Origin of the sequence: Methylocaldum sp. (assembly GCF_035627495.1) — a bacterium.
Classification (GTDB): domain Bacteria; phylum Pseudomonadota; class Gammaproteobacteria; order Methylococcales; family Methylococcaceae; genus Methylocaldum.
This window is the reverse complement of sequence record NZ_DASPLO010000218.1, coordinates 19,981-41,152: the sequence shown is the minus strand read 5'-3', so window position 1 is coordinate 41,152 and position 21,172 is coordinate 19,981. Positions and strand designations below refer to the sequence as shown.

The following is a 21,172-nucleotide window of genomic DNA, read 5'->3' as shown; positions in this document are numbered from 1 at the left end:
TTGCTTTAGTTGGAAATGGCTTAAAAAGCTCGAATCACAGTATACGTATCCGATTTTTGGAAAGCAACGGGAGATATTCCCGTTGTTGGAGTGAAATAGGCGGATGTCGGCTAGGCTGATTGGTCAATCTAGCCTACCGCAAGTCGGGCATTTCGGGTTTCTTTTCAAGATCATCTGATTCCATTCCATGCTCAGCGCATCGAGCAATAACAGCCGTCCCCGCAATGTGTTGCCCACGCCCGCGAGGAGCTTTATGGCCTCCAACGCCTGCAGGCTGCCGATGATCCCGGGGAGAGGGGCTAGAACGCCGGTTTGCACGCAGCTTTCCGCAAGTTCGCCGTGATCGGCGTACAAGCAGTTGTAACAGGGATTGTCTCCGGTGCCCGCGGTGAATACCGCCAGTTGTCCCTCGAAACGGATCACCGCTCCGGAAACCAAGGGAGTTCGAGTTTTTACGCAAGCGGCGTTGACAGCAAAACGGGTGGTGAAGTTGTCCGAGCAATCGAGTACAACATCGGCCTGAGCGATTTCGCGCTCCAATGTTGCGCCTTCCAGCCGGGATATCAGCTCAGTGACCCGGATATCGGGATTTAATCTTTCGACTGTCTTACGCGCCGAAACCGCCTTCGGCTCCCCGATATTCTCCATGCCGTGGACGATCTGCCGCTGAAGATTGGATATTTCCACGACATCGTAGTCGTTGAGCACGAGGTTGCCGACGCCTGCGGCAGCCAGATACATGGCTGCGGGCGAGCCGAGCCCGCCGAGACCGATAATCAATGCCCTGGAATTCAACAGCTTTTCCTGGCCCTCAACGTCGATCTGAGGCAGCAGAATCTGTCGGCTGTAACGCAAAAGTTGATTATCGTCCATCGTTTGGTGCTACAGGCTGTTCGGAAAAATAAACCAGTTTACCGGTAAAAAGCGTCGTCGCATAAGGCGAGAAACGAACGAGCTTGCTTTGAGGTTGGTGAATCGCCTTTATGTAAAAAGACTTATGGGAAGACGAGGCGTCCTTAGATCCAGCGCGCTAATTCTGTTGCATCCAGCCCAATAAATAGTTCTCGATAAGCGACGTCGTCAATTTCTCGGCATCCGAAAGACCGGCGATGTCCAATTTATCGGTAAGCGCCAAGGTACAGACACCGTGTACTCCTCCCCAAAGCGCGCGAGCGGCCAGTGCGACTTCGTTCGGATTCCGGGGTGGAGCGAGTCTCTCGAGCATTTTTTCAACTCGATCGAACAAAACGAGAACGTGGCTGCGGTACCAGTCGGGCGAAGCGGTGGCCGTGGGCGACCCACGTCCGAAAATCAGATTCCACCGCCCTTGGTGGGAGGCGGCAAAACGAAGATAAGTGAGGCCCAGTTCTACCAGGACAGCCGCGGGATCGTTTTTTCGGGCTGTGGCTTGGTCAAGTTCGAAGGCTAATTGGTCCAAAGTTCGGGCATTCACATGGAAGATCAAGTCATCCAGGTTCTCGAAAATCAAATAAAGGCTGCCTACGGTGTAGCCGATTTCGTTCGCGATCTTGCGCGTGCTGAGGCCCGCAGCCCCTTCCCGCTCGACGATGGTTTCCGCTGCTTTAAGCGCCATTTCGCGAATCTCGTCGCGGCTATGATCGTTTCGTCTGGCCATGGGGAATATCTCGATGCTTTGCTCGCTCCGGGGAATTTAGCAGGATGCTGTCAGTCCTTAATCTTAAGGCGAGGGCAGTTGCTTGAACTTCGCTCGACTCCTGTCCGATGCGGATCGTAAGGTATGGAGGGACATTTGATGATTATCATCGCCGACATTCGATGTGCCGAGTAATCTCCGGGTCATTACGTGGCTTATCGGATTTCAAAAATACCGAAATAACCGAGATTTCCGCAGTTCAATCATTCGCAGCACGTGTGGCCATGGGAGCGTATTTCTCGATCCGATATGTACTATCATTGGCGAACTTTGAACCCCGAGTACTTTTAGCAGGATTCATCATGTTACGGATTATTTTCCTATTTCTTTTACTTGGCGCGCTCTCCGCTCAAGCGCAGGATGAACTCGCCCCGGTGCCTGAGCCGCCGGACATTCCGCCACAGGTCGAGAGTGGTGAGCCCTTGGAGCCGGATGTCACCATTATCCGCCGGGGCAAAGACATCATCGAAGAATACCGGATCAACAACCGGCTTTACATGGTTAAGATCAAGCCACGCATCGGGCCGGCCTACTATCTGCTCGATACTGACGGCGACGGTAATATGGACGTGCGGCGCAGCGATCTGGAGGATGACATGCAGATTCCTCAATGGGTGCTTTTCAGTTGGTGAGTTTCGGTTTAAATCGAGATAACTGTTTACTGTACAGGCTAAATGCCCTTCTTTGATAGAATGGCGCCAGATTCGGGCGTTTTGTAGTCCCGCGAATTCAGACTGCCATTCCGTGATCTCACGAGTTATCCCGCCTTTAAGAACAACACTAAGGATTATTTCCGTTTGAGCCAAAGAATAGACTCCCGGCTTAGCCAGCTTATCAATGCCGGCCAACAACATTTGCTGAGGAACGGCCTTAAAGGGCTGGAAAAGGAAAGTCTTCGGCTTGCACCCGACGGAGTCATTGCGCATACGCCGCATCCGATAGGCGTGGGATCGGCGCTGACGCACCCTTATATCACCACCGATTATTCCGAGGCCCTGATCGAGCTGATCACGCCGCCTCACGCCGATCCCGCGGAAACGCTGCGATTCCTCGAAGACTTGCACACCTTCGTGTACCGCAATCTGGGAGAGGAAATTTTACTCGCGACCTCCATGCCCTGCGGCGTGGCCGGGGACGAGAGCATCCCGATCGCCGAGTACGGAACATCCAATATAGGTCGGATGAAGCACGTCTACCGTCGCGGGCTCGCCTATCGCTACGGTCGAACGATGCAGGCTATCGCCGGCGTTCATTTCAATTATTCCGTCAATGAAGCCTTATGGCCGGTCTTGCGGGAGTTGAAAGGCGGATCGGAATCGCTGTCCGGCTTTATTGCCGACAATTATTTCGGCATGGTCCGAAATGTACATCGTTATGGATGGCTGACAATCTATTTATTCGGTGCTTCCCCGGCATTCTGCAAATCCTTTTTCACCGGGCGCGAGCATCTTATTTCCGAGTTTTCGGAATTCGACGCCCAAACGCTTTTTCGTCCCTATGCAACCTCGTTGCGTATGAGCGATATCGGCTACAAAAACGACAGCCAGGCGGGACTTGAGATCTCGTTTGATAATCTCGAAGATTATGTGGCCAGTCTCGGCAAGGCCATTGAGACTCCCTTTCCGCTTTATGAGCGTATCGGCGTCAAGGTGGACGGAGAATATCGTCAACTGAACGGCAATATCCTGCAAATCGAAAACGAGTATTACAGCATCATTCGTCCCAAGCAAATTACCGAGTCCGGCGAAAAGCCTACTCTCGCCCTTAAAAAACGCGGGGTGCGCTATTTGGAACTCAGGTCGCTGGACTTGGAGTGCTTTAGTCCCGCAGGAGCAAACCTTGATCAGTTGCGTTTCCTGGAAATCTTTCTGCTTTTCTGCCTTTTGGAGGAAAGTTCTCCCCTCGATTCCGCGGAAAAAGCGGAAGTCAGCCGGAACGGCATGGCAGTCGCGTGCTGTGGTCGTACGCCCGGATTTAAGCTTCGGCGCAAAGGCGGGGAGATTTCGCTAAAGGGATGGGCCGCGGAAATGCTCGATGCTATGCGCGGCATTGCGGAAATTCTCGATGCTGGGGATGCACTTAAACCCTATACCCGAAGTCTGGAGGCACAAGGCGACCTGCTATCGGATCCCGAGCGGACACCGTCCGCCCGCATGCTGGCCGAAATGAAGGAGAATGGCGAATCGTTTGCCGCCTATGCGCTGCGGCTATCGAACGAACACGCGCGGGTATTCCGCGAACGTTCCCTATCGGCCGAGCGAGCCGCGCTATTCCGACGCTACTCGGAGCAATCACTTGAGGAGCAGCGGCGGATAGAAGCCGGCGATAGATTTTCTTTCGACGAATTTTTACAACGCTATTTCGCCCAAGCATAATAGGCTCCAAGTCGGAGCTTATTCCGCTTAGCTGCTAGACCGCCTCGGATTTAGGCGCCGGTCGAAATTTCACTCTCCCCAGGTTTTCTCGTGGAGGTTGCCATGGATTACCAGTACATTCGGCTTCCCGCCAGCGGCGAAAAAATCAGCGTTGAAGATGGCAAGCTTCATGTTCCGGATGATCCTATCGTTGGTTATGTCGAAGGCGATGGCATCGGTCCGGACATCACGCGCGCCTCCCTTCGGGTTTGGGATGCCGCGGTCGCCAAAGCGTACGGCGGATCGCGCAAAATCCACTGGTGCGAACTCTATCTCGGAGAAAAGGCCAGTACTCTCTACGGCAACGCTTTTCCCGACGAGGCGGTGAATGCGCTCAAAGATCTCGTCGTATCCATCAAGGGCCCTTTGACCACGCCCGTGGGCGGGGGCATGCGGTCCATCAATGTCTCCCTTCGACAAGTCCTCGATCTATACGCTTGCGTTCGTCCGGTGCGCCATTTCCCGGGTGTGCCGTCGCCTCTGCGTCATCCGGAAGCGGTGGACGTGGTGATCTTCCGCGAAAACACCGAGGACGTTTACGCGGGCATCGAATATCCGGCGGGATCGCCCGAAGCCTTTAAACTCGAGCGTTTTCTTAAAGAGGAGCTCAAAGCGGAGTTTCAATCGGGTAGCGCTCTGGGGTTGAAGCCGGTGAGCGAATTCGGAAGCAAGCGGCTGATTCGCAAGGCCATCCGTTATGCGCTCGATCACGGGCGGAAGAGCGTTACCTTGGTGCACAAGGGTAACATCATGAAGTACACCGAGGGTGCGTTCCGCAACTGGGGTTACGAACTCGCCCGTACGGAGTTCGCCGATCAAACCATCACCGAAGACGAGTTGAACAGTATCCATGGCGGCAAGCAGCCGGACGGCAAGGTTGTCATAAAGGACCGCATCGCCGATATCATGTTCCAACAGATGTTACTCCGCCCCGCGGAGTTCGACGTCATTGCCACACCCAACCTGAACGGCGACTATCTTTCGGATGCGGTTGCGGCGGAAGTGGGAGGCGTAGGCATCGCGCCGGGAGGCAACATCGGTGATTTCATTGCCGTGTTCGAGGCGACTCATGGTTCCGCGCCCAAATATGCCGGCCAGGATAAGGCTAATCCCGGATCATTACTTTTCAGCGGGGTGATGTTGCTCGAATACCTGGGATGGCAAGAAGCAGCGAATGTGGTGGAAGCCGCTTACAGCGCCGTCGTCGGCAAGAAGATCGTCACGTACGACTTTGCGCGGCAGATGGACGGAGCGAAGGAGGTCAAGACCAGCGAATTTGGAGACGCCCTGATAGAGGCGATGGGTTAAGAGGCGATGCGGGGGGAGGACCTTGGGTCTCCGCCCGCAAGCATGTCACCTTGCGGGCGGAGCGGAAGACTCACCGGGTACGTGTGCGCAATAGAGCGCGTTTCCCGGAGTGCCTTATCTTTTCTGGAGCTTTTCCAGAACCGGAACTGCCTGTCCGAGGAGTTCGGCGCCTTTGGTGGTGTTGCCGCTTTCGCATTCGCCCTTGGCTTCTTTCACCACTTTGATGGTGTCTTGCAGTTCTTTTCCGGCTGCAGCGCCAGTGAGTTCCTTGTAGTGCTGGATCGACTGCTTGATGCCCGAGAGGCAACCGTCTTTGTCGCCTGCTTTCGCCGCTTCATGAGCTTCCTTAGCGGTTTTGACGGTGAGTCCAAAGTGCTCGGCGACGCCTGCAGCGTTTTCGGCGGCTATGGCGCTACCCGACACACCGAACGCGCCGGTCAACAACAAAGCGCTCAATACTTTCGCGGTTTTATTCATTTTCATTCTCTTAAGTTCTCCTCTGGTTATCCTTGAATAACCAAACTAATGTCATGTTTACTTGTTAATTGCTGACACACACTTCATCGTTGCCGAGAAAAAGTCTCCGCACGGCTATCCTCCACGATGGAATCGGGAAGGAAAGATCCAAAACCGCGCCTTGATGTAGTCAACAGCAGCCAATAGTAAAAGACTTTCTTAATGTTGTCATGCGTTCGTTCCAGGAAACTTGTCTAACTCGTCCCACGTTCGGGTTTCCTCGAAAGCAAATAATCCAGCCACATCGTCGATAGCTTTTCCTGCACCGAGTTCTGACGCAGACGCGCGTACAAGTTGGGGAAATCCACCCGGTCGAGGTCTTGGTCCTGGTTGTAGCAGGAGTACACGAAATACTCCTTGCCGCTTTCCGGGTCCACATGCTTGCACAGGCATTGCGCGCAGACACCTTTCATCATGCACTGCATCGGCGAGTTGATGGAACCAATGGCGGAATGATGGGCTTTCAGGTACGGCTGGAGTACGCCGTAACGGGCCGCTTTTACCGCCGCCATCATGCGGTCGGAGCCGATGACGACCATATGGTCGACGTCGTCCATGTGGATCGGGGTCGCGCCCAAATCGCCTTTGGCATAAGCCAGCATCGCCTCGACGATATTACCGACGAAGCTTTTGTCCTGGGGACGCAGCGGCGGTATGGGCTCGGCACCCGGCAACCGATCGACCGACCAGATCACCACATCGGAGGCCGCTTCGATTTCCCGAATTTTGAACACGTCTTCGCGCTTCCGGTAGCCGGCGAAATAGATGACGTGGCTGCCCGCGGCGCGCAGCGCTTTGCCGATGGAGAACAGCACCGCATTGCCCAAGCCGCCGCCGGCAAGAAGGACCGTTTGCCCGGTATGAATCTCGGTGGGGGCGCCTGTAACGCCCATGACCACGATTGGATCGCCCGGTTTCCACATCGCGCACAGCCTGGACGACGAACCCATTTCCAGGGCGATTAGGGAGATCAGGCCCTGTTCCTTGTCGACCCACGCGCCGGTCAGTGCCAGACCTTCGGCAACCAAAACCGTATCGTCCACGACCGGCGCGAGGACTTCGAAATTTTGAACGCGGTAGAACTGGCCCGGGCAGAAGTGCTTCGCGGCCAAGGGGGCCCTGACGATCACCTCGATGATGGTTGGCGTGACGCGATTGATTTCCACGATCCGCGCCAAAAGCATGTCGTCGAGCTTGCGCTGGAATTCCCGCAAATTCGCAAGGCGCTGAGGCTGTTGGGCTCGGTCGAGCGTGGCGAATTCTTTTTCGTACAGTTTGACGATGTAAGGATATCCGTTCTTGGCGCTGGCCATGGCTTTCACGACGTTGCCGGCATAAACCGGGTGGTTGTCGCCGTAAAACGTGATGAATTTGCCGTGCCGCCGATACGAGGTAAACGGCGCCGGTCTGCCGATCTTGGCAACGGCGGTGTCGTTGACCGGCTCCAGCTCCGGAATTTCGCTCAGCCAGTTCGGCTCGTAGCGTTGGTAGAACTTCTTGTCCATCTCGAACGTATCCGGATGCTCGGATTCGTAGATGGTGTTGGGCGATGTTCCAGCGGCGACGAACAGGCTGCGCAACGGGACTTCTAGAATGCCGGCCTTTTGCCAGCGGCCCTCTTGTTCTTCGAGTTTTTCGAAGTGCACAGCGCGGAGATGGCCATATTTGTCTTCTAGTGCTTCGAGAGGGTTCATGCCTTCGGCCAGCAGAATCCCTTCATCCATGGCCTCCTTGATTTCCTCGTGATTCTGCCGGTAGGCGGGCGAATCCTTGATGCCTTTGCGATAGAACAGCGTGACGCCGCCCCAGGCATTCAGCAACGGCAGGAAATTGGGTTTTTCACCGGCGGTCTGCGCGCGTTGGCGTTCCGCCTGCACGGCCTTGGCATGGTCCAAAAATTCATCGAGGATCAGCAGCTCTTCTTCGTCGTAGCGGGCGCGTACGGCCTTCTCGCCCAAGGCGGCGCAAAGCGTTTCATAGCGTTGCATGATCTTTTCGACCTGCACCGGATAGTACGCCAAGAGCTCCGTGGCCGTGTCCATGGCCGTCAGTCCGCCGCCGATGACACCGGCCGGCAGGCGCACTTGCAGATTGGCCAGCGACGACTCCTTGGCGGCGCCGGTCAATTGCAGCGCCATCAGGAAATCGGACGCTTTTCGAATGCCTCGAATCAGGTTGTTCTTGATGTCGATGAGCGTGGGCTTGCCGGCGCCGGAGGCGATGGCGATATGATCAAAGCCCAAATCCCAGGCCTCGTTGATCGTGAGGGTGCCGCCGAAACGCACGCCGCCGTAGCAGCGAAAGGTGTGCCGACGCAGCAGATTCAGATAAATGACTTTCAAAAAGTTCTTGTCCCAACGAACCGTAATCCCGTATTCGGCCACCCCGCCGAAACCCAGCATGATGCGTTTGTCCAGGTCCTCGTATAACTCGCGGAAATCGTGGATGGGGCGGGGCGGATGCGTCTCGTCGCCGACGATGTCCTTGGGCAAGGGTTCGATCTTGAGGCCGTCTATCCCGGCGACGCCGAAGCCTTCGTTGATCAAATAATGGGCCAGGGTGTAACCGGCGGGGCCCATGCCGGCCACCAGCACGTTCTTGCCGTTATAGGGAAGCGCATATGGCCGCTTCACGTTGAGCGGATTCCAGCGAGTCAAGAGACTGTAGATCTCGAAACCCCACGGCATGAACAGCACGTCGGTGAGGACGTTGGTCTCGATCTGCGGAATATTGACCGGCTCGGTTTTCTGATAAATGCAGCCCTTCATGCAGTCGTTGCAGATGCGATGGCCGGTGCCGGGGCAGAGCGGGTTGTCGATCGTGATCAAAGCCAACGCGCCGATGTTGTCGCCTTGCCGCTTGATGACGTGCATCTCGGAAATCTTTTCCTCCAGCGGACAGCCGGTTATGGTCACACCCAGCGGATTGGTTTTGTACGAGCCGTCCTTTTTGTTGCGCATGCCCTTGGAGCACGAGTCGGTGTCCCGGTCGTGGCAATAAATGCAGTGGTCGATCTCGTACAAGACGCGCCGTTCGGGGAAACGAGGATCGGTAAGACCGAACCCCTCGCGCCGCCGGTGGTGCTCCTCGGGTCCGGCCCATACGGTGTAGCCGCCCGCCGGGCGCGTTTCGTGATGGACCAGGTGGTTGAAATCGGTCTTGGCCGGGAATTTGAAGCTGGCCCAGCCCTGGACCATGGCTTTGAGTTCGGGGATCTGCTGGGCGGCATGGGTCCAGCGCTGGACCAAATCCAGCAGCGCTTTCACCAAGTTTCCGTCGCTTTCGCCCAGTAAACCGGCGAAATATTCCTTGGTGTCGGGATAAGCAATAAGCGAACGGCGGAGTTCGGCGATTCCGCTCGTGGCCGCCGGGCTCGGAGATTGTTCGGCGGCCTGCAAACCTTGATTCCAACGGTGCAAGCGCGCGCCCAGGGCGGCGACGGCTTTTTCCCGGTCCGTTTCGAACAGCACGGGTTCGGCGACCCGGAGCAAGGCGTCGAAGCTTGCGCGGACACCGGCGACATCCCAGCTTTCCACCGGTTGATTCTTGAACAGGCCGGCGACTTTGCCGATGATCTCGTTGCGATACACGAAGATGCTGTCGAATTCCTCGCGGATCGTCTGCATCTGCGCATCCCGTGCGGATGACACGCCGAAGAGCCGCGCCACGAAGGTGCCGACATAGGGCGCCATTTTGACCAGCACATCCGAAACCTGCTCGGGCGGCATGCCTTCGCCTTGGCAAGCGCGATATCGCTCGAATTCGGCGAATAAAGCCGGATCATGGTTTCGGACCGTTACGTCGAAGACGTCCGACAAGTCCTTGAGCCGTTCCGGCTCGTACAAATCGGCATAGCTAAAGCCGGAAATGCCCAGGGTCAAAGCGGATACGGCGTTGTGGCCCGCATCGGAGCGAACGGGGTGATCGGTCATGGGTATCAAGATCGCGAGGGTTGATGAAAGTTTTTCTATTCCGCCGGGACAATCGCCGGGCATCGTGTGCACGGAGTTGCCGAAGGACAGACGGATTTTCTTGAAAAATGTTTCAAATTTTATGCTGAATCGACGGTCGAGTCGATCTTAGGTGCTGTTTAACCGGTCTAAGAACCTGTTTGCAAAACGTAGCGAGCGGCCGTTAGCCGGGAACGGCCGGCGCGGAGCCCCCGGAGTGTACAAGACGTACATGAGGATTCCTCAGTCCTGTGCAATGGTACATCCTTGTACCACGGACTGTCCGACCCCGGATCACGGCCGCGCAGTAGTTTTCGAACAAGTCTTAAGGCCCTTAGGAAAAGAAGGCGTTCTCGGGTGTTCCGCCGCCCGTTCCCTCTCCGGTTGAAGCGGCCGCCGCTAAGGTGTAGGTTAGGGCGCCGAATATCCTATCATTGCAAGGTCCTCGCCCCATGAATTCTCTGTATAAGACTCTTCTACGATCCGATTCCAAGGAACCGCCGGTCGTTCGCTCCGCTGCACCGGGCGCGATCGGAGAGGGCGTCATCGATGTTTCGACGTTTCAGGCCATTGAGGTCGACAAGCTGTTCGACAGCGTGAATCACGCCTCCACCGTGGCCGGTCAGGCAACTCTTTACCGCTCGCTGGTACAGCCGCTGGCTTCAGCCGAGCAAATTCGGGCCAAGCAGGACGCGATTCGGGAGATTGAGTCCAACAAGGCTCTTCGAGAGTCATTGGAAGCCCTGATCAAGCATGCGAAATCGCTCGAAGAGGATTTTTACGGCCTGTTGTTCGGCACTTTCATGGGACTCATGAGTTCGCTGGCGCACAAGCTCGAAATCGAAGGCTATGGCTATGAGACGTACAAAAAGGGCACGCGGTTCATGCTCGATGTGGTGGGGGCGGCAAACCGGCTTCCAACGCCGAACAGCGAGTACTTGGGAACGCTGGTTGAGGACTTGCGGAGCTTCGCCAATTCGCGCGCCTATGCACTGATGATAGGGCCGGTGTACCGGACCGAGAAAGACATCCGAACCAAGGCGGAGAAAAGCTGGTATACCCCCGCGATCCGCTTTCGGCCCTCGCTGTTCAAGCCGGTGGGGCTCACGATGGCGGGGATTCTCCTAGTGCTCGCTCTCGAATTTCTGCCGCTGGTGCTCGATCTCGCGACCTCGATCGCACCGGTATTCTGGCTGTTCCTGCTGCCTATCAGCTTCGTCTATATTCCCATCGTTGGCGGTTTCGACCGGGACGGCTGCATTTATCCGCTCCGCGACATCTTCAAGCGGTCCGAAGACGTGCAAAACACGCTGGATTCGCTGGGCAAGCTGGACGAACTCTTAAGCTTCGTCCGCCTCAAGGAATCCTTCGGTCACCCCATGGTCTTGCCTAAGATCGTCGAGGCCGACCGTCATTCCCTGGTGCTCAAGGGCGTGCGGAATCCGGTGCTCAGTAAGGACAACCCGAATTACGTACCCAATGATATCGCCCTGAAAGACACGCGGCTCACCTTCGTCACTGGGCCGAATAGCGGGGGCAAGACAGCATTTTGCAAAACCTTGACGCAGAGCCAGCTGCTCGCGCAAATCGGTTGTTATGTGCCGGCTCAGGAAGCGGAACTGACGGTCGCCGACCGTATCTTTTATCAAGTCCCGGAGATCAGCCATCTGGCCGACGGGGAAGGGCGCTTCGGCACCGAACTCAAGCGTACCAAGGACATTTTCCTCGCAACGACACCGAAAAGCCTGGTCATCATGGATGAGCTGTCGGAAGGCACGACCCATGAAGAGAAGATCGAGATTTCCATGAATATCCTGGACGGGTTTTATCAAAAAGGCAGCAACACGATTTTGATTACCCACAACCACGAGTTGGTCGATGCCTACCAGCAAAAAGAGATCGGACTGGCGCGGCAGGTCGAGTTCAAGAACGAACAGCCGACTTACCGGGTGGTCGAAGGCGTTTCACGGGTCAGCCATGCCGATCGGGTGGCCCGCAAGATCGGTTTTTCGAAAGAAGATATCGCCCGGTATTTGTCCAGTGGCAAATGAGAAAATGTCATGCTGGAAATCCTTCAGATCCCCGTGCTCAAGGACAACTATGTTTACCTGATCCACGATCGCCAGACCGGCGAGACGGCGGCGGTCGACCCGGCCGAGGCCGATCCGGTTCTGGAGGCACTCGCCGCGAACGGATGGAGCCTGACCTATGTCTTGAACACCCATCATCACGGGGATCACGTGGGCGGCAACCTCGAGCTGAAGCGGCGGACGGGGTGCCGAATCGTCGGTTCGGAGCGCGACCGGGGGCGTATTCCGGGCATCGATCTGGCGGTCGGCGAGACAGCGGTTTTCAAATTGGGAAGTTCCGAGGCTCGCATCCTGGACGTTCCGGGACACACACGGGCGCATATCGCGTTCTGGTTCGCCGGGGATAATGCGCTTTTTTGCGGCGATACGCTGTTCGCCATGGGGTGCGGTCGGCTGTTCGAGGGCACGCCGGAAGAGATGTGGCGGTCGCTTTCGAAAATCCGCGCCTTGCCTCCCGAAACCAAAATTTACTGCGCCCACGAGTACACCCAGGCGAACGGCCGATTCGCCCTGACGGTGGAGCCGGGTAATGCGGCGCTCAGGCAACGGGTGGAGCGCGTCGATAAACTTCGGTGGCAGAACAAGCCCACGGTGCCATCGACCTTGGAGGAGGAATTGGCGACCAATCCGTTTCTGCGCCCAGAAAGCGACGAGATTCAGCGAAATTTGGACTTGCTGGGCTCGAAGCCGGTACAGGTGTTTGCGGAAACGCGCCGGCGGAAGGACCTGTTTTAAGTTTGAAGCCGCGGTGCCTGGTAGCTTGGTAGGGTGGGGGTTAGGCTGAAAGCCGTAACCCACCGAAACCGGGTTTGTCATTCAGGGCGGGCCGAACCCATTGGCCGGTAGCCGATCGGCACGCGTAGCGCTCGCAAAGTGCAGGATTCTGCCGGAAACGCGAAGCCTGTCCTGATCCCAGCCGAAGGGCTTATTCCGGCCTACAACCGTAACCGGACTCGTCGTCCCGTTATTTCTTCACGTCCTTAGCCGCACCGCCGGGAAAACAGGCTTCCTTAGCGTACGTCTTCGCTTCCTTATACTTATCGCGCAGCTTTGCGGACTCCGGCGGGTCGCGGAATTCCCCGCCACGGTCGCCGGCAGTGTTGAGGGCGTAGGTGAACGTCTGCGCCTGGGTGAATTCGTCGTAGCTCATCTTGCTGGCGATCTTGTCGGCGCTGCACGTGCAGTGATAGAGATTGTTGTAGTTCTGGCCACCATGCTCCTGCATGCACTGCAGGACATATTCGACTCTGGCCAAGGTGGGAAAATCATTGGTTTCCTTTGCCGCTGTCTCGGGGGCAGGGGGAGTGGAGGTGCAGCCCGACGCCAGAATCAGCGCGGCGATCGTTGCGGTCCAACGGAGGTTCAAGGGAAAAGCGGGTTTTTTCATGTTCAGTCGTTCTCGTAAAACCTGTCTCAAAATCGCTACATGATAGTGCAGCGAAAGCGGACGGCGCAATTTATGGAGCTCAGTCTTCGACTGCAAAGTCCACGATTTGTTTGAGTTTTTCGTTCATTTGCCGGGCGAACTCGTTCATTCTCGGGTTAGGCGAACGGGTCGGCAGCAAATGCGTGGTCACGATGACTTTGCCGTTTTCCGAACGGATGGCTACGTTGCACGGCATGTAAATGACGGATTCCGGCGAAATTTCCAGCATCTCACGGGCTAGCGTAAGGTTGCAGAACTGGATAGTGTCGTAATCGGGGAAATCGATATTTTCGCGCTCGCGGATCACGCTGCCGATCTTGTTGTGGCCCGTGATGCGGAAATTCCGCTCGGTGATGGCGAGTTCCAGTTCGGCCAGAACGTCCTGATAAGGTTTGGTGGTCTCGGCTTGATAGTAGAGAGGTTCGGGTTCTTTTTGGGCGGCGCACCCTGGCAGGATAATCAGCAGCAGTGCGACAATCGAACCTAGAAGCAGGCGCATACACTAAACAGCAACATGTCGAAACTTGATTTTTAGCTTATCACCATGATTTCAGAGAGGGCAAAAATAACCGGCGTGGTCCTGGCCGGCGGGCGCGGGCGGCGAATGGGTGGCGAGGACAAAGGGCTGATCGAGTTCAATGGCCGTCCGCTGGCGAGTTACGCCCTGGAGGCTTTGGACTCGGTCGCCGCGCATATCCTGATCAATGCCAACCGGAACCGGGAGGCCTACGCGCGCTTCGGTTACCCCGTGGTATCCGACCGGACCGACACCTTCGACGGTCCTCTGGCCGGATTGCTCAGCGCCATGCGCGCGGCGGAAACCCCTTATGTTTTGACAGTGCCCTGCGATTCGCCGCTGGTGACGGGACGGCTCCTGGAAAGGCTGTGCCGGGTGATGCAGGAGACCGGAGCCGAGCTTTGCGCCGCTCACGACGGCGAACGCCTGCACCCGGTATTCCTCTTGGCCGAACGCTGCCTGGCGGAGAGCCTGGAGCGCTATCTGGCCAGCGGTCAACGGAAGATCGACCTTTGGTTCGAAAAGCACAGATTAGCCTTGGCCGATTTCAGCGACCATCCCGAATTGTTCGCCAACATCAACACACCGGACGAACTGGCCGCACTGGAGAATACGGAGACGGCGGGCGCATTGCCGATCAGAATCGATCTTAGCGCCAACCCTTACGACATCCGAATGACCGATGCGGGCCGCGCCTCCTGTTATGCCGCCACCGCGCTCGACGAGTACGGGGAACGCCGCGAGTTGGAACTGGTGGGCGAGCGCGCTCTGACCGTGTACGTGGACAAGTACGAGATCGTTACCTTGATGACCATCGGGACCCATCCGGAGCTGCTGACCCTCGGCTATCTTCGCAACCAGGGATTTATCGAAAACATCGCCGACATCCGTTCCGTGCAGGTGGATTGGGAGACCGAAGCGGTTGCCGTGACCACCCGGCTCACCGAGCATGCTTTTCTCGAAAGGCTGGGCAGCCGCACCGTCACGACGGGATGCGGTCAGGGCACCGTATTCGGCCGGCTGATGGATCAGCTTCGGGAAATTCGCGTGCCGAAGGTTACCGTCCGCCAATCGGAGATCTATGATGTATTCAATGCGCTTCGGGATTACAACGAGGTGTATAAGCGGGCCGGAGCGGTGCACGGCTGCGCGCTCTGCAAAGACGGGAGGATCGAGATCTTCGTCGAGGACGTCGGACGTCACAACGCCGTGGATGCGATCGCCGGTTACATGTGGCTCACCGGCATGGAAGGCGGGGACAAGATTTTCTACACCACTGGACGCCTGACCTCGGAAATGGTGATCAAGGTCACGCAAATGGGGATTCCGGTGCTGCTGTCGCGTTCGGGTGCGACCCACATGGGGTTCGAGTTGGCCCGGCAGGCCGGCGTTACCATGCTCGCCCGAGCGAAGGGACGGCACTTCCTCGTTCTCAGCGGCGGCGAAAACATCGTTTTCGACGTGCCTTTGCCGAAGCAGCCCGCGGATGGACGGAGCCGCCCAATCGCAAACGGCCGCTTTAGTCGCGGCCCTTCCGAATCGATGGACGATTAACCACTGGCAGGCGACTCCGATATCGCTTCTCGGCGCAATCCCCTGCTAAGCTTTAATGCCAAAATGGCCCGTTAGTTCGATAGCGACACATGCAAGCCGATACCATTGAAAGCCACGGCGGATACACTCTGAAAGGCAGGAGCGAGATTATCGAAACGCTCAAGCTCATCCAGAAGAAAAAGTGCCTTTTAAGCGCTCAGCCGAGCGGGAAAAATCTGAGTTTCGTGACCACAATCGTGCAGGTGATGCCGGAAAGGGAACTGGTGGTCATGGATTTGAGCGAGAATTTCGGCCTTAATCAGCAGTTGCTGGCGGCGCAGGAGGTCGTGTTCAGCGGACAAGTCGAAGGTATCCAAAGCCGGTTCACCCTGGCCAAACTTACCGAAGCGACCTTGAACGGGCAGACCGTGCTCGCGGCGCCGATTCCCGATTCTTTGTACTGGCGGCAGCAGCGGAAGTTTTACCGGGTGACGATTCCGGTCGCCATGCCGGCCAAATGCGTGGTCAAGTTGGACGATATGCCTGCCGAGTTCGGCATCGCCGACATCAGTCTTTCAGGGTTAGCCCTCGTCGACAAAACCAATCGGCTCAACGATTCGTTTGCCATGGGGCATATTCTCGAAGAATGCACGCTAATCTTACCCGGCCACGGCGAAGTGAAGCTGGGTCTTGAGGTGCGCAATAAAGTCGCGATGACCTGGGCCAATCCGCCGGCCGGGCAGCGGGTAGGATGCATCTTCCGGGGTACCAGCCGGAACTTTGAAATCAGCCTTCAGAAATTCATTTACGAGATCGAATTGCAGAAAAAGCGCCAGGAAAGCGTATCGCGCTGAAGGCGCCAACGATTTGGCCACCAATAACGTCCCGTTCTACTCGAAAACGATTGTAGGGTGGGTTAGGCGCGCATTCCACGGACTCGGCAAAGTTCTTTTGGTGTTTCCGCGCGCCGTAACCCACCAGGCGAGGCTAACCCATCCTACACCGGAAACATGAATCGGAAGCTTGTTTTCGGCCCTATCCTAAGACGCCGAGCCGAGATAAGCCCTCAGTTGCGGCGGGATCGTCCGCTGCGTCAGCCGGTTCTTGAGTTCCCACTCCCGATGCTTTTCGACCGAAACCAGGAATTGCGTTTCCTTGCCGACGTGTAAGGCCGTCGGGATGCCGCCTTGGAAGAGCACGCGGTTACCGGGGAGCGCGGGAATTTTAGCGCCGGGCGTGATGATGCCGACGAGGTTGAGCGGATCGACGGCGCTGAGGGTGACAAGGGTTTCGGTGTCTTTCTCCTTGCGTACCGCACGCAACGCTTCTATGGCTTCGGGCAGGGCGAATTGCTCGCCGAAATGGCCGGCCACGAAGCGTCCTCCGCGTATTTCGCCGCGAGCTTCCAGACGCCGGTAAACACGGAGGATATCCTGCCAGGGCGGTGCGATGGTTTCGCGGGCCAGCAGTGCGCGGAACACGACGCCGTAACGCTTGAGCAGCATGCCGGCGACGTGCTCGGTGGCTTCCTGATCTTCCTGATGGGGCAACTCGGACGGGCTCTCATCGATCCGCAGCGGGGGCTGAACGAGGGTCCAGCGCCCGGCTTCCGCCATTCCAAACGAAAGTCCCCGGTAGCGCTGCTTTTTTTGCTCCGGGATCAGCAGCGCGCGCAGTCCCATAAAGCTGTCCGACGCAACCCACCCACGTGCGACCAGTTCCGCCAAAGTGTTTTCCAGTTGGGTCGGCAGTAAGCCCGCCCACTGGGCCAGCTCTTCGAAGAACAAAGCGCCGCGGATGCTCAGGATGTCCGCCACGCGCCGTGCGGCCGGCGATAGCTCGGGTGAGTCGCACGAGGCGGCGAATTGCCGCCAATAGGGCAGATGGCGCCGGCCGATGAGCGCCATGGGCGAGGATTTGACCGGTCCCTGGCCGCCTTTAGCGGCGGAAAGCCGGGTCCAGACGACCTTGCCCGAAAGGCATAAGGCATCGAGCCAGGCCGGATCGTAATCGGCAATCCGACCCGGCAGCAAATCGCCTTCCCAAGCGACCGCGGCGGCCTCGAAGCCTTCCAATTGGGCCAAAACCGCCGCGAGGGCTTGCGCGCCTTGCATGCGGCTTTCGGGATGCACGTGCTGCCAGCGAAACAGGAAGCGCATGAAATCGGCGCTGGGCACCGGCTCGATTTCCTGACGCAGTCGGTTGATGGTGTAGCGATGGATGCGCGCCAGCAAACGCCTTTCGCACCATTCTTCCGCGTCGTTCCCCGGCGTGTATGACCCGCGCAGAACGAAGCCTTCGTTCTGCAGCGCCAACAGTGCTTGCTCGATGCGGCCGGCGGGGAGAGACAACGCCTCCGCCAGCACGGCCGCCGTGACGGGACCGGTACAGTCGATGCGTCCGCGGACGATCTCCCTCAGCGCGTCTTCCGGCGTCCAAGTCTGCGCCGAGTACTCCGGCGGCAGTTGTGCGGCATAACCGATGTGAACGGGCGACGAATCACCGGCTTGCGGATATACCGCACGAAATTGCGGCAAGCGCTCGGCCGCAATCCAAAGAACCTTGCCGGTCGGGACATGCAATTCCGCCACGCGTTCTTGCAGTTTCAACTCCCGAAAAAGAGCTTCCCAGCCGATTTCCGCCTCGGATTGTTGGAGAAAGCCCAGCATCTGCAAAGCGTCGTGCAGCTCGTCGGCGCAGGAGGCGTCGGGCCAGGCTTCTTGCCGCACCCGGTCGATGGCTGTTTGGTCGAGACGGCCGAGGTCCGCGGCTTCCGAAGGGTCGAGCCAGCGGCGGCTGGCCACCGCGCGGGTTCGGCGCTCTTCCAGGGGGGCGCCGTCCAGGAAGCTGTAAACCTTGGAATTGACAATTTCGGCGGCGAGCGGCGAGGGTTCGGTCAGGTCGCGGCACACCACGCGGATCGCGCCGGTCTCGATACCGCTGATTACTTCCATCAGCCGGTCGATGTCCATGGCTTCGGTAAGGCAGTCGTGCACGGTCTGGTTGACCAGCGGATGGTCGGGGACTTCCCGGTCGCCGACGATGTTCTCAAAGCACGCGAGCTGGTCTGGAAACACGCCGGTGACGAGGTCTTCCGCCTGCATGCGGAGGAGATAAGGGGGCGTCTTCCGGCTGCCCTGAAAGCGCTTGAGCGCCAGCGAACAGACGGCGTTCCAGCGCCAGCGCACGTTGAACATGGGGGCCGCGAGCAGTGCTTGCACCAAAATTTCGCGCACGGTGTTGGTGTTCAAAAAGCGCGTGACGTCCTCCAGCGGAAAGCTTTGTGAGGTGCCCAGGGACAAAATGATGGCGTTCTCGGTGGCGGCGGCTTGCAGCTCGAAATTGAAGGTGCGGCAGAAGCGCTTGCGCAAGGCGAGTCCCCAGCCCCGATTGACCCGGCTGCCGAAGGGGGCGTGAATGATGAACTGCATGCCGCCCGATTCGTCGAAGAAACGCTCGAACACCAGGGTATCCAAGGTGGGCAGCGTGCCGAGGGCCAGCTTGGCCGCGGCAAGATAATTGACGGCTTGCAATGCGGCCAGCGGCGACACGCCGACCTCGTTTTCGAGAAACGAGTTGGCAGCGAGAAGGTTCAGGTTCTGGTCTAGTGTGTAGGCCGGAATAAGCAAGGCGTTTCCGGCAACGGGGTCGACATTTCCCCCAATGGTCAGTTGGAAGTTTGATTCGCCGGAAACGGCTGCCGCTCCTTCGGCCAGGCTCAGGACAGGCTTATCGCGGCTTACAACGGCAGCCCCGATACAATCGTTTCCCTCCAGGCGCTCTTCGATTCCCCGCCTCAGCCGCGACACCGCGTAAGACAGCTCATGAGTCCGTCCTGGCGCTTCGCCGAACCAGAAGGGAATGCTGGGTGCCTGATGGCGGGCGTCCTCCACCCGCAAGGTGCCCGCTTCCAGGCGCAAAACCCGCCAACTGGCGTTGCCGAGCTGAAAAATATCGCCCGCCAGGCTTTCGATGGCGAAATCCTCGTCCACGGTGCCGATGAATTCCCCGGAGGGTTCCAGGATCACGCGATACTCGGCATTATCGGGAATCGCCCCGCCGCAGGTCACGGCGGTGAGCCTCGCGCCGCGACGGGCCCGCAAGCGCTTGTGAATGCCGTCCCGGTGCAAATAGGCGCCGCGCGGTCCGCGCCGGGTGCTGAAGCCTTCCGCCAGCATCTTGACGACCTCGTCGAACTCCTGCCGACTCAGCTCGTCGTACGGAAAGGCGCGGCACACGGTCCGGTAAAGCTCGTCCTCCGACCAGTCCTCCGAGGCCACCATCGCCACGATTTGCTGGGCCAGGACGTCCGCGGGCTTCTGCGGCATGATCAAGCGATCCAGCTCGCCCCGACGCACCGCGTCGATCAAGGCAATGCACTCGATGAGATCGTCGCGGCTGGCGGGGAACAGCCGGCCCTTCGGCAGGCCGCCCGCGAAATGCCCGGAACGGCCCACCCGCTGCAAAAATGTGGCGATCGAGCCGGTGGTTCCCAATTGGCAAACCAGGTCCACGTCGCCCACGTCGATGCCAAGCTCCAAGGACGCGGTGGCGACCAGCGCTTTCAGCTTGCCGGTTTTCAACCGGTGCTCGGCGGACAGGCGCTGGTCCCGCGAGAGGCTGCCGTGGTGCGAGGTGACGTGGTCCTCGCCCAGCCGTTCGCTCAAGGCGCGGGCCACCCGTTCCGCCAGGCGGCGCGTGTTGACGAAGATCAGCGTGGTCTTGTGCGCCTCGATCAACGCCGTCATGCGGTCGTAGATTTCCTTGGCCGCCTGCTGGGAAAGCACGGCTTCGAGCGGCGAATCGGGCAGCTCGATGGCAAGGTCGAGCCGGCGCCGGTGGCCGGTGTCGATGATGCGGCAATCGGCGCCGCCGGTCAGAAAGCGCGCGACCGATTCGATGGGATTCTGGGTGGCGGAAAGGCCGATGCGGATGAGGCGATGCTCGACCAGGCGTTCCAGCCGCTCCAGCGACAAGGCCAGGTGTGCCCCGCGCTTGCTGCCCACCACCGCATGAATTTCGTCGACGATCACCGTGCGCACGGTTTTCAGCAGGCGGCGTCCGCCTTCGCTGGTAAGAAGGATATAAACCGACTCGGGCGTGGTCACCAGAATATGCGGCGGATGCTTGTTCATGGCCGCCCGAGCTAACGCCGGAGTGTCGCCGGTGCGGACCTGCGAGTGGATCGCCACGTCGGTCGAACCGAGCTCGAACAGCTTGGTGTTGATGCCGTCCAGGGGAGCTTCGAGGTTCTTATGGATATCGTTGCTCAGCGCCTTGAGCGGCGAGATGTAGAGCACTCGGGTTTCTTCCGGCAATCCGAAGACTTCGCCCTCCCGAACCAGATCGTCGATGGCGGCCAAAAACGCCGCCAGAGTCTTGCCGGAACCCGTCGGAGCGGCGATCAGCGTGTGCTTGCCGGCCTTGATGGCATCCCAGGCTTCGGTCTGGCAATCGGTCGGCGCGGGAAAGGTTTCCCGGAACCAGGCCGAGACGGCAGGGTGAAATCGGTCGAGGATCATGGGTCTACGTTACCCCAAAGCGGGCGGCAATCTCAATCGGGCTTGTCGTCGCGATCTGTGCGTTTAGGCGCGCGCGCCGGTCTCAGTGGAAATCCTCCGGAAACTAAGCCGCATCGAGCTTATCGGTGTCCTATTTTGTCATAGCTGTTCTCTAGGGTATTGTGTTTTTCGCAACAGCAGATTTTACGACCTCGGTTTCATCCGAAGAGATAGTGATTAAC

At 58.2% G+C, this 21,172-nt stretch carries 14 protein-coding genes and 1 other RNA gene; 7 read left to right on the top strand and 8 right to left on the bottom strand.

What is annotated here, in order from left to right:
• Window positions 1-123: 123 nt before the first annotated feature.
• Both VEB01_RS21805 and VEB01_RS21800 read right to left on the bottom strand, forming a co-directional pair.
• Window positions 124-873 (bottom strand): HesA/MoeB/ThiF family protein, encoded by a 750-nt coding sequence (locus tag VEB01_RS21805; protein WP_324879211.1) that lies wholly within the window; start codon window positions 871-873, stop codon window positions 124-126.
• 157 nt (window positions 874-1,030) lie between these two features.
• Window positions 1,031-1,636 (bottom strand): TetR/AcrR family transcriptional regulator, encoded by a 606-nt coding sequence (locus VEB01_RS21800; protein ID WP_324879209.1) that lies wholly within the window; start codon window positions 1,634-1,636, stop codon window positions 1,031-1,033.
• Between the two features lie 341 nt (window positions 1,637-1,977).
• On the opposite strand from VEB01_RS21800, the gene VEB01_RS21795 reads away from it, so the two are divergent.
• The 3 genes from VEB01_RS21795 (at window position 1,978) to icd (ending at window position 5,397) form a co-directional block, all read left to right on the top strand.
• Window positions 1,978-2,307, top strand: coding sequence for a DUF2782 domain-containing protein (locus VEB01_RS21795; RefSeq protein WP_324879207.1), 330 nt, complete (start codon window positions 1,978-1,980; stop codon window positions 2,305-2,307).
• A gap of 165 nt (window positions 2,308-2,472) precedes the next feature.
• Entirely contained in the window at window positions 2,473-4,050 is a 1,578-nt protein-coding gene (gene gshA, locus VEB01_RS21790) for a glutamate--cysteine ligase (RefSeq protein WP_324879205.1), read from the top strand.
• Window positions 4,051-4,152: 102 nt separating this feature from the next.
• Window positions 4,153-5,397, top strand: a complete 1,245-nt coding sequence (gene icd, locus VEB01_RS21785) for an isocitrate dehydrogenase (NADP(+)) (protein ID WP_324879203.1) — start codon at window positions 4,153-4,155, stop codon at window positions 5,395-5,397.
• Window positions 5,398-5,511: 114 nt separating this feature from the next.
• On the opposite strand, the gene VEB01_RS21780 is transcribed toward icd, so the two are convergent.
• The 3 genes from VEB01_RS21780 to VEB01_RS21770 all read right to left on the bottom strand — a co-directional run bounded on the left by VEB01_RS21780 (window position 5,512) and on the right by VEB01_RS21770 (window position 10,097).
• The gene (locus VEB01_RS21780) at window positions 5,512-5,880 is read right to left on the bottom strand and encodes a hypothetical protein (protein ID WP_324879201.1); all 369 of its coding nucleotides are present in this window, start codon (window positions 5,878-5,880) and stop codon (window positions 5,512-5,514) included.
• 227 nt (window positions 5,881-6,107) lie between these two features.
• Window positions 6,108-9,845 carry an FAD-dependent oxidoreductase gene (locus VEB01_RS21775; RefSeq protein WP_324879200.1) on the bottom strand — a complete coding sequence of 1,246 codons (3,738 nt, stop codon included), beginning with the start codon at window positions 9,843-9,845 and terminating at the stop codon, window positions 6,108-6,110.
• A gap of 176 nt (window positions 9,846-10,021) precedes the next feature.
• A non-coding RNA gene (locus tag VEB01_RS21770) (sX9 sRNA) lies at window positions 10,022-10,097 on the bottom strand.
• Between the two features lie 218 nt (window positions 10,098-10,315).
• Here VEB01_RS21770 and VEB01_RS21765 point away from each other — a divergent pair.
• The gene (locus VEB01_RS21765) at window positions 10,316-11,914 is read left to right on the top strand and encodes a MutS-related protein (RefSeq protein ID WP_324879198.1); all 1,599 of its coding nucleotides are present in this window, start codon (window positions 10,316-10,318) and stop codon (window positions 11,912-11,914) included.
• Window positions 11,915-11,923: 9 nt separating this feature from the next.
• Entirely contained in the window at window positions 11,924-12,688 is a 765-nt protein-coding gene (gloB, locus tag VEB01_RS21760) for a hydroxyacylglutathione hydrolase (protein ID WP_324879196.1), read from the top strand.
• A 229-nt stretch (window positions 12,689-12,917) separates the two neighbouring features.
• Here the strand turns inward: gloB and VEB01_RS21755 are convergent, their stop codons facing one another.
• Window positions 12,918-13,340 carry a hypothetical protein gene (locus VEB01_RS21755; protein WP_324879194.1) on the bottom strand — a complete coding sequence of 141 codons (423 nt, stop codon included), beginning with the start codon at window positions 13,338-13,340 and terminating at the stop codon, window positions 12,918-12,920.
• A gap of 79 nt (window positions 13,341-13,419) precedes the next feature.
• Window positions 13,420-13,878 carry a DUF302 domain-containing protein gene (locus VEB01_RS21750; RefSeq protein WP_324879192.1) on the bottom strand — a complete coding sequence of 153 codons (459 nt, stop codon included), beginning with the start codon at window positions 13,876-13,878 and terminating at the stop codon, window positions 13,420-13,422.
• A 45-nt stretch (window positions 13,879-13,923) separates the two neighbouring features.
• Between VEB01_RS21750 and mobA the strand changes: the two genes are divergently transcribed.
• A complete protein-coding gene (gene mobA, locus VEB01_RS21745) occupies window positions 13,924-15,450 on the top strand; it encodes a molybdenum cofactor guanylyltransferase MobA (protein WP_324879190.1) in 1,527 nt (508 codons plus the stop codon).
• 89 nt (window positions 15,451-15,539) lie between these two features.
• Window positions 15,540-16,283 carry a flagellar brake protein gene (locus VEB01_RS21740; RefSeq protein WP_324879188.1) on the top strand — a complete coding sequence of 248 codons (744 nt, stop codon included), beginning with the start codon at window positions 15,540-15,542 and terminating at the stop codon, window positions 16,281-16,283.
• A 186-nt stretch (window positions 16,284-16,469) separates the two neighbouring features.
• Here VEB01_RS21740 and VEB01_RS21735 read toward each other — a convergent pair whose 3' ends face one another.
• Window positions 16,470-20,951, bottom strand: coding sequence for a DEAD/DEAH box helicase (locus VEB01_RS21735; protein WP_324879186.1), 4,482 nt, complete (start codon window positions 20,949-20,951; stop codon window positions 16,470-16,472).
• Window positions 20,952-21,172 lie beyond the last annotated feature (221 nt).

Coding starts and splice junctions, on each gene's coding strand:
- VEB01_RS21805 (WP_324879211.1), bottom strand. CDS start 873: ATGGACGATAATCAACTTTTGCGTTACAGCCGACAGATTCTGCTGCCT.
- VEB01_RS21800 (WP_324879209.1), bottom strand. CDS start 1,636: ATGGCCAGACGAAACGATCATAGCCGCGACGAGATTCGCGAAATGGCG.
- VEB01_RS21795 (WP_324879207.1), top strand. CDS start 1,978: ATGTTACGGATTATTTTCCTATTTCTTTTACTTGGCGCGCTCTCCGCT.
- icd (WP_324879203.1), top strand. CDS start 4,153: ATGGATTACCAGTACATTCGGCTTCCCGCCAGCGGCGAAAAAATCAGC.
- VEB01_RS21780 (WP_324879201.1), bottom strand. CDS start 5,880: ATGAAAATGAATAAAACCGCGAAAGTATTGAGCGCTTTGTTGTTGACC.
- VEB01_RS21775 (WP_324879200.1), bottom strand. CDS start 9,845: ATGACCGATCACCCCGTTCGCTCCGATGCGGGCCACAACGCCGTATCC.
- VEB01_RS21765 (WP_324879198.1), top strand. CDS start 10,316: ATGAATTCTCTGTATAAGACTCTTCTACGATCCGATTCCAAGGAACCG.
- gloB (WP_324879196.1), top strand. CDS start 11,924: ATGCTGGAAATCCTTCAGATCCCCGTGCTCAAGGACAACTATGTTTAC.
- VEB01_RS21755 (WP_324879194.1), bottom strand. CDS start 13,340: ATGAAAAAACCCGCTTTTCCCTTGAACCTCCGTTGGACCGCAACGATC.
- VEB01_RS21750 (WP_324879192.1), bottom strand. CDS start 13,878: ATGCGCCTGCTTCTAGGTTCGATTGTCGCACTGCTGCTGATTATCCTG.
- mobA (WP_324879190.1), top strand. CDS start 13,924: ATGATTTCAGAGAGGGCAAAAATAACCGGCGTGGTCCTGGCCGGCGGG.
- VEB01_RS21740 (WP_324879188.1), top strand. CDS start 15,540: ATGCAAGCCGATACCATTGAAAGCCACGGCGGATACACTCTGAAAGGC.
- VEB01_RS21735 (WP_324879186.1), bottom strand. CDS start 20,951: ATGATCCTCGACCGATTTCACCCTGCCGTCTCGGCCTGGTTCCGGGAA.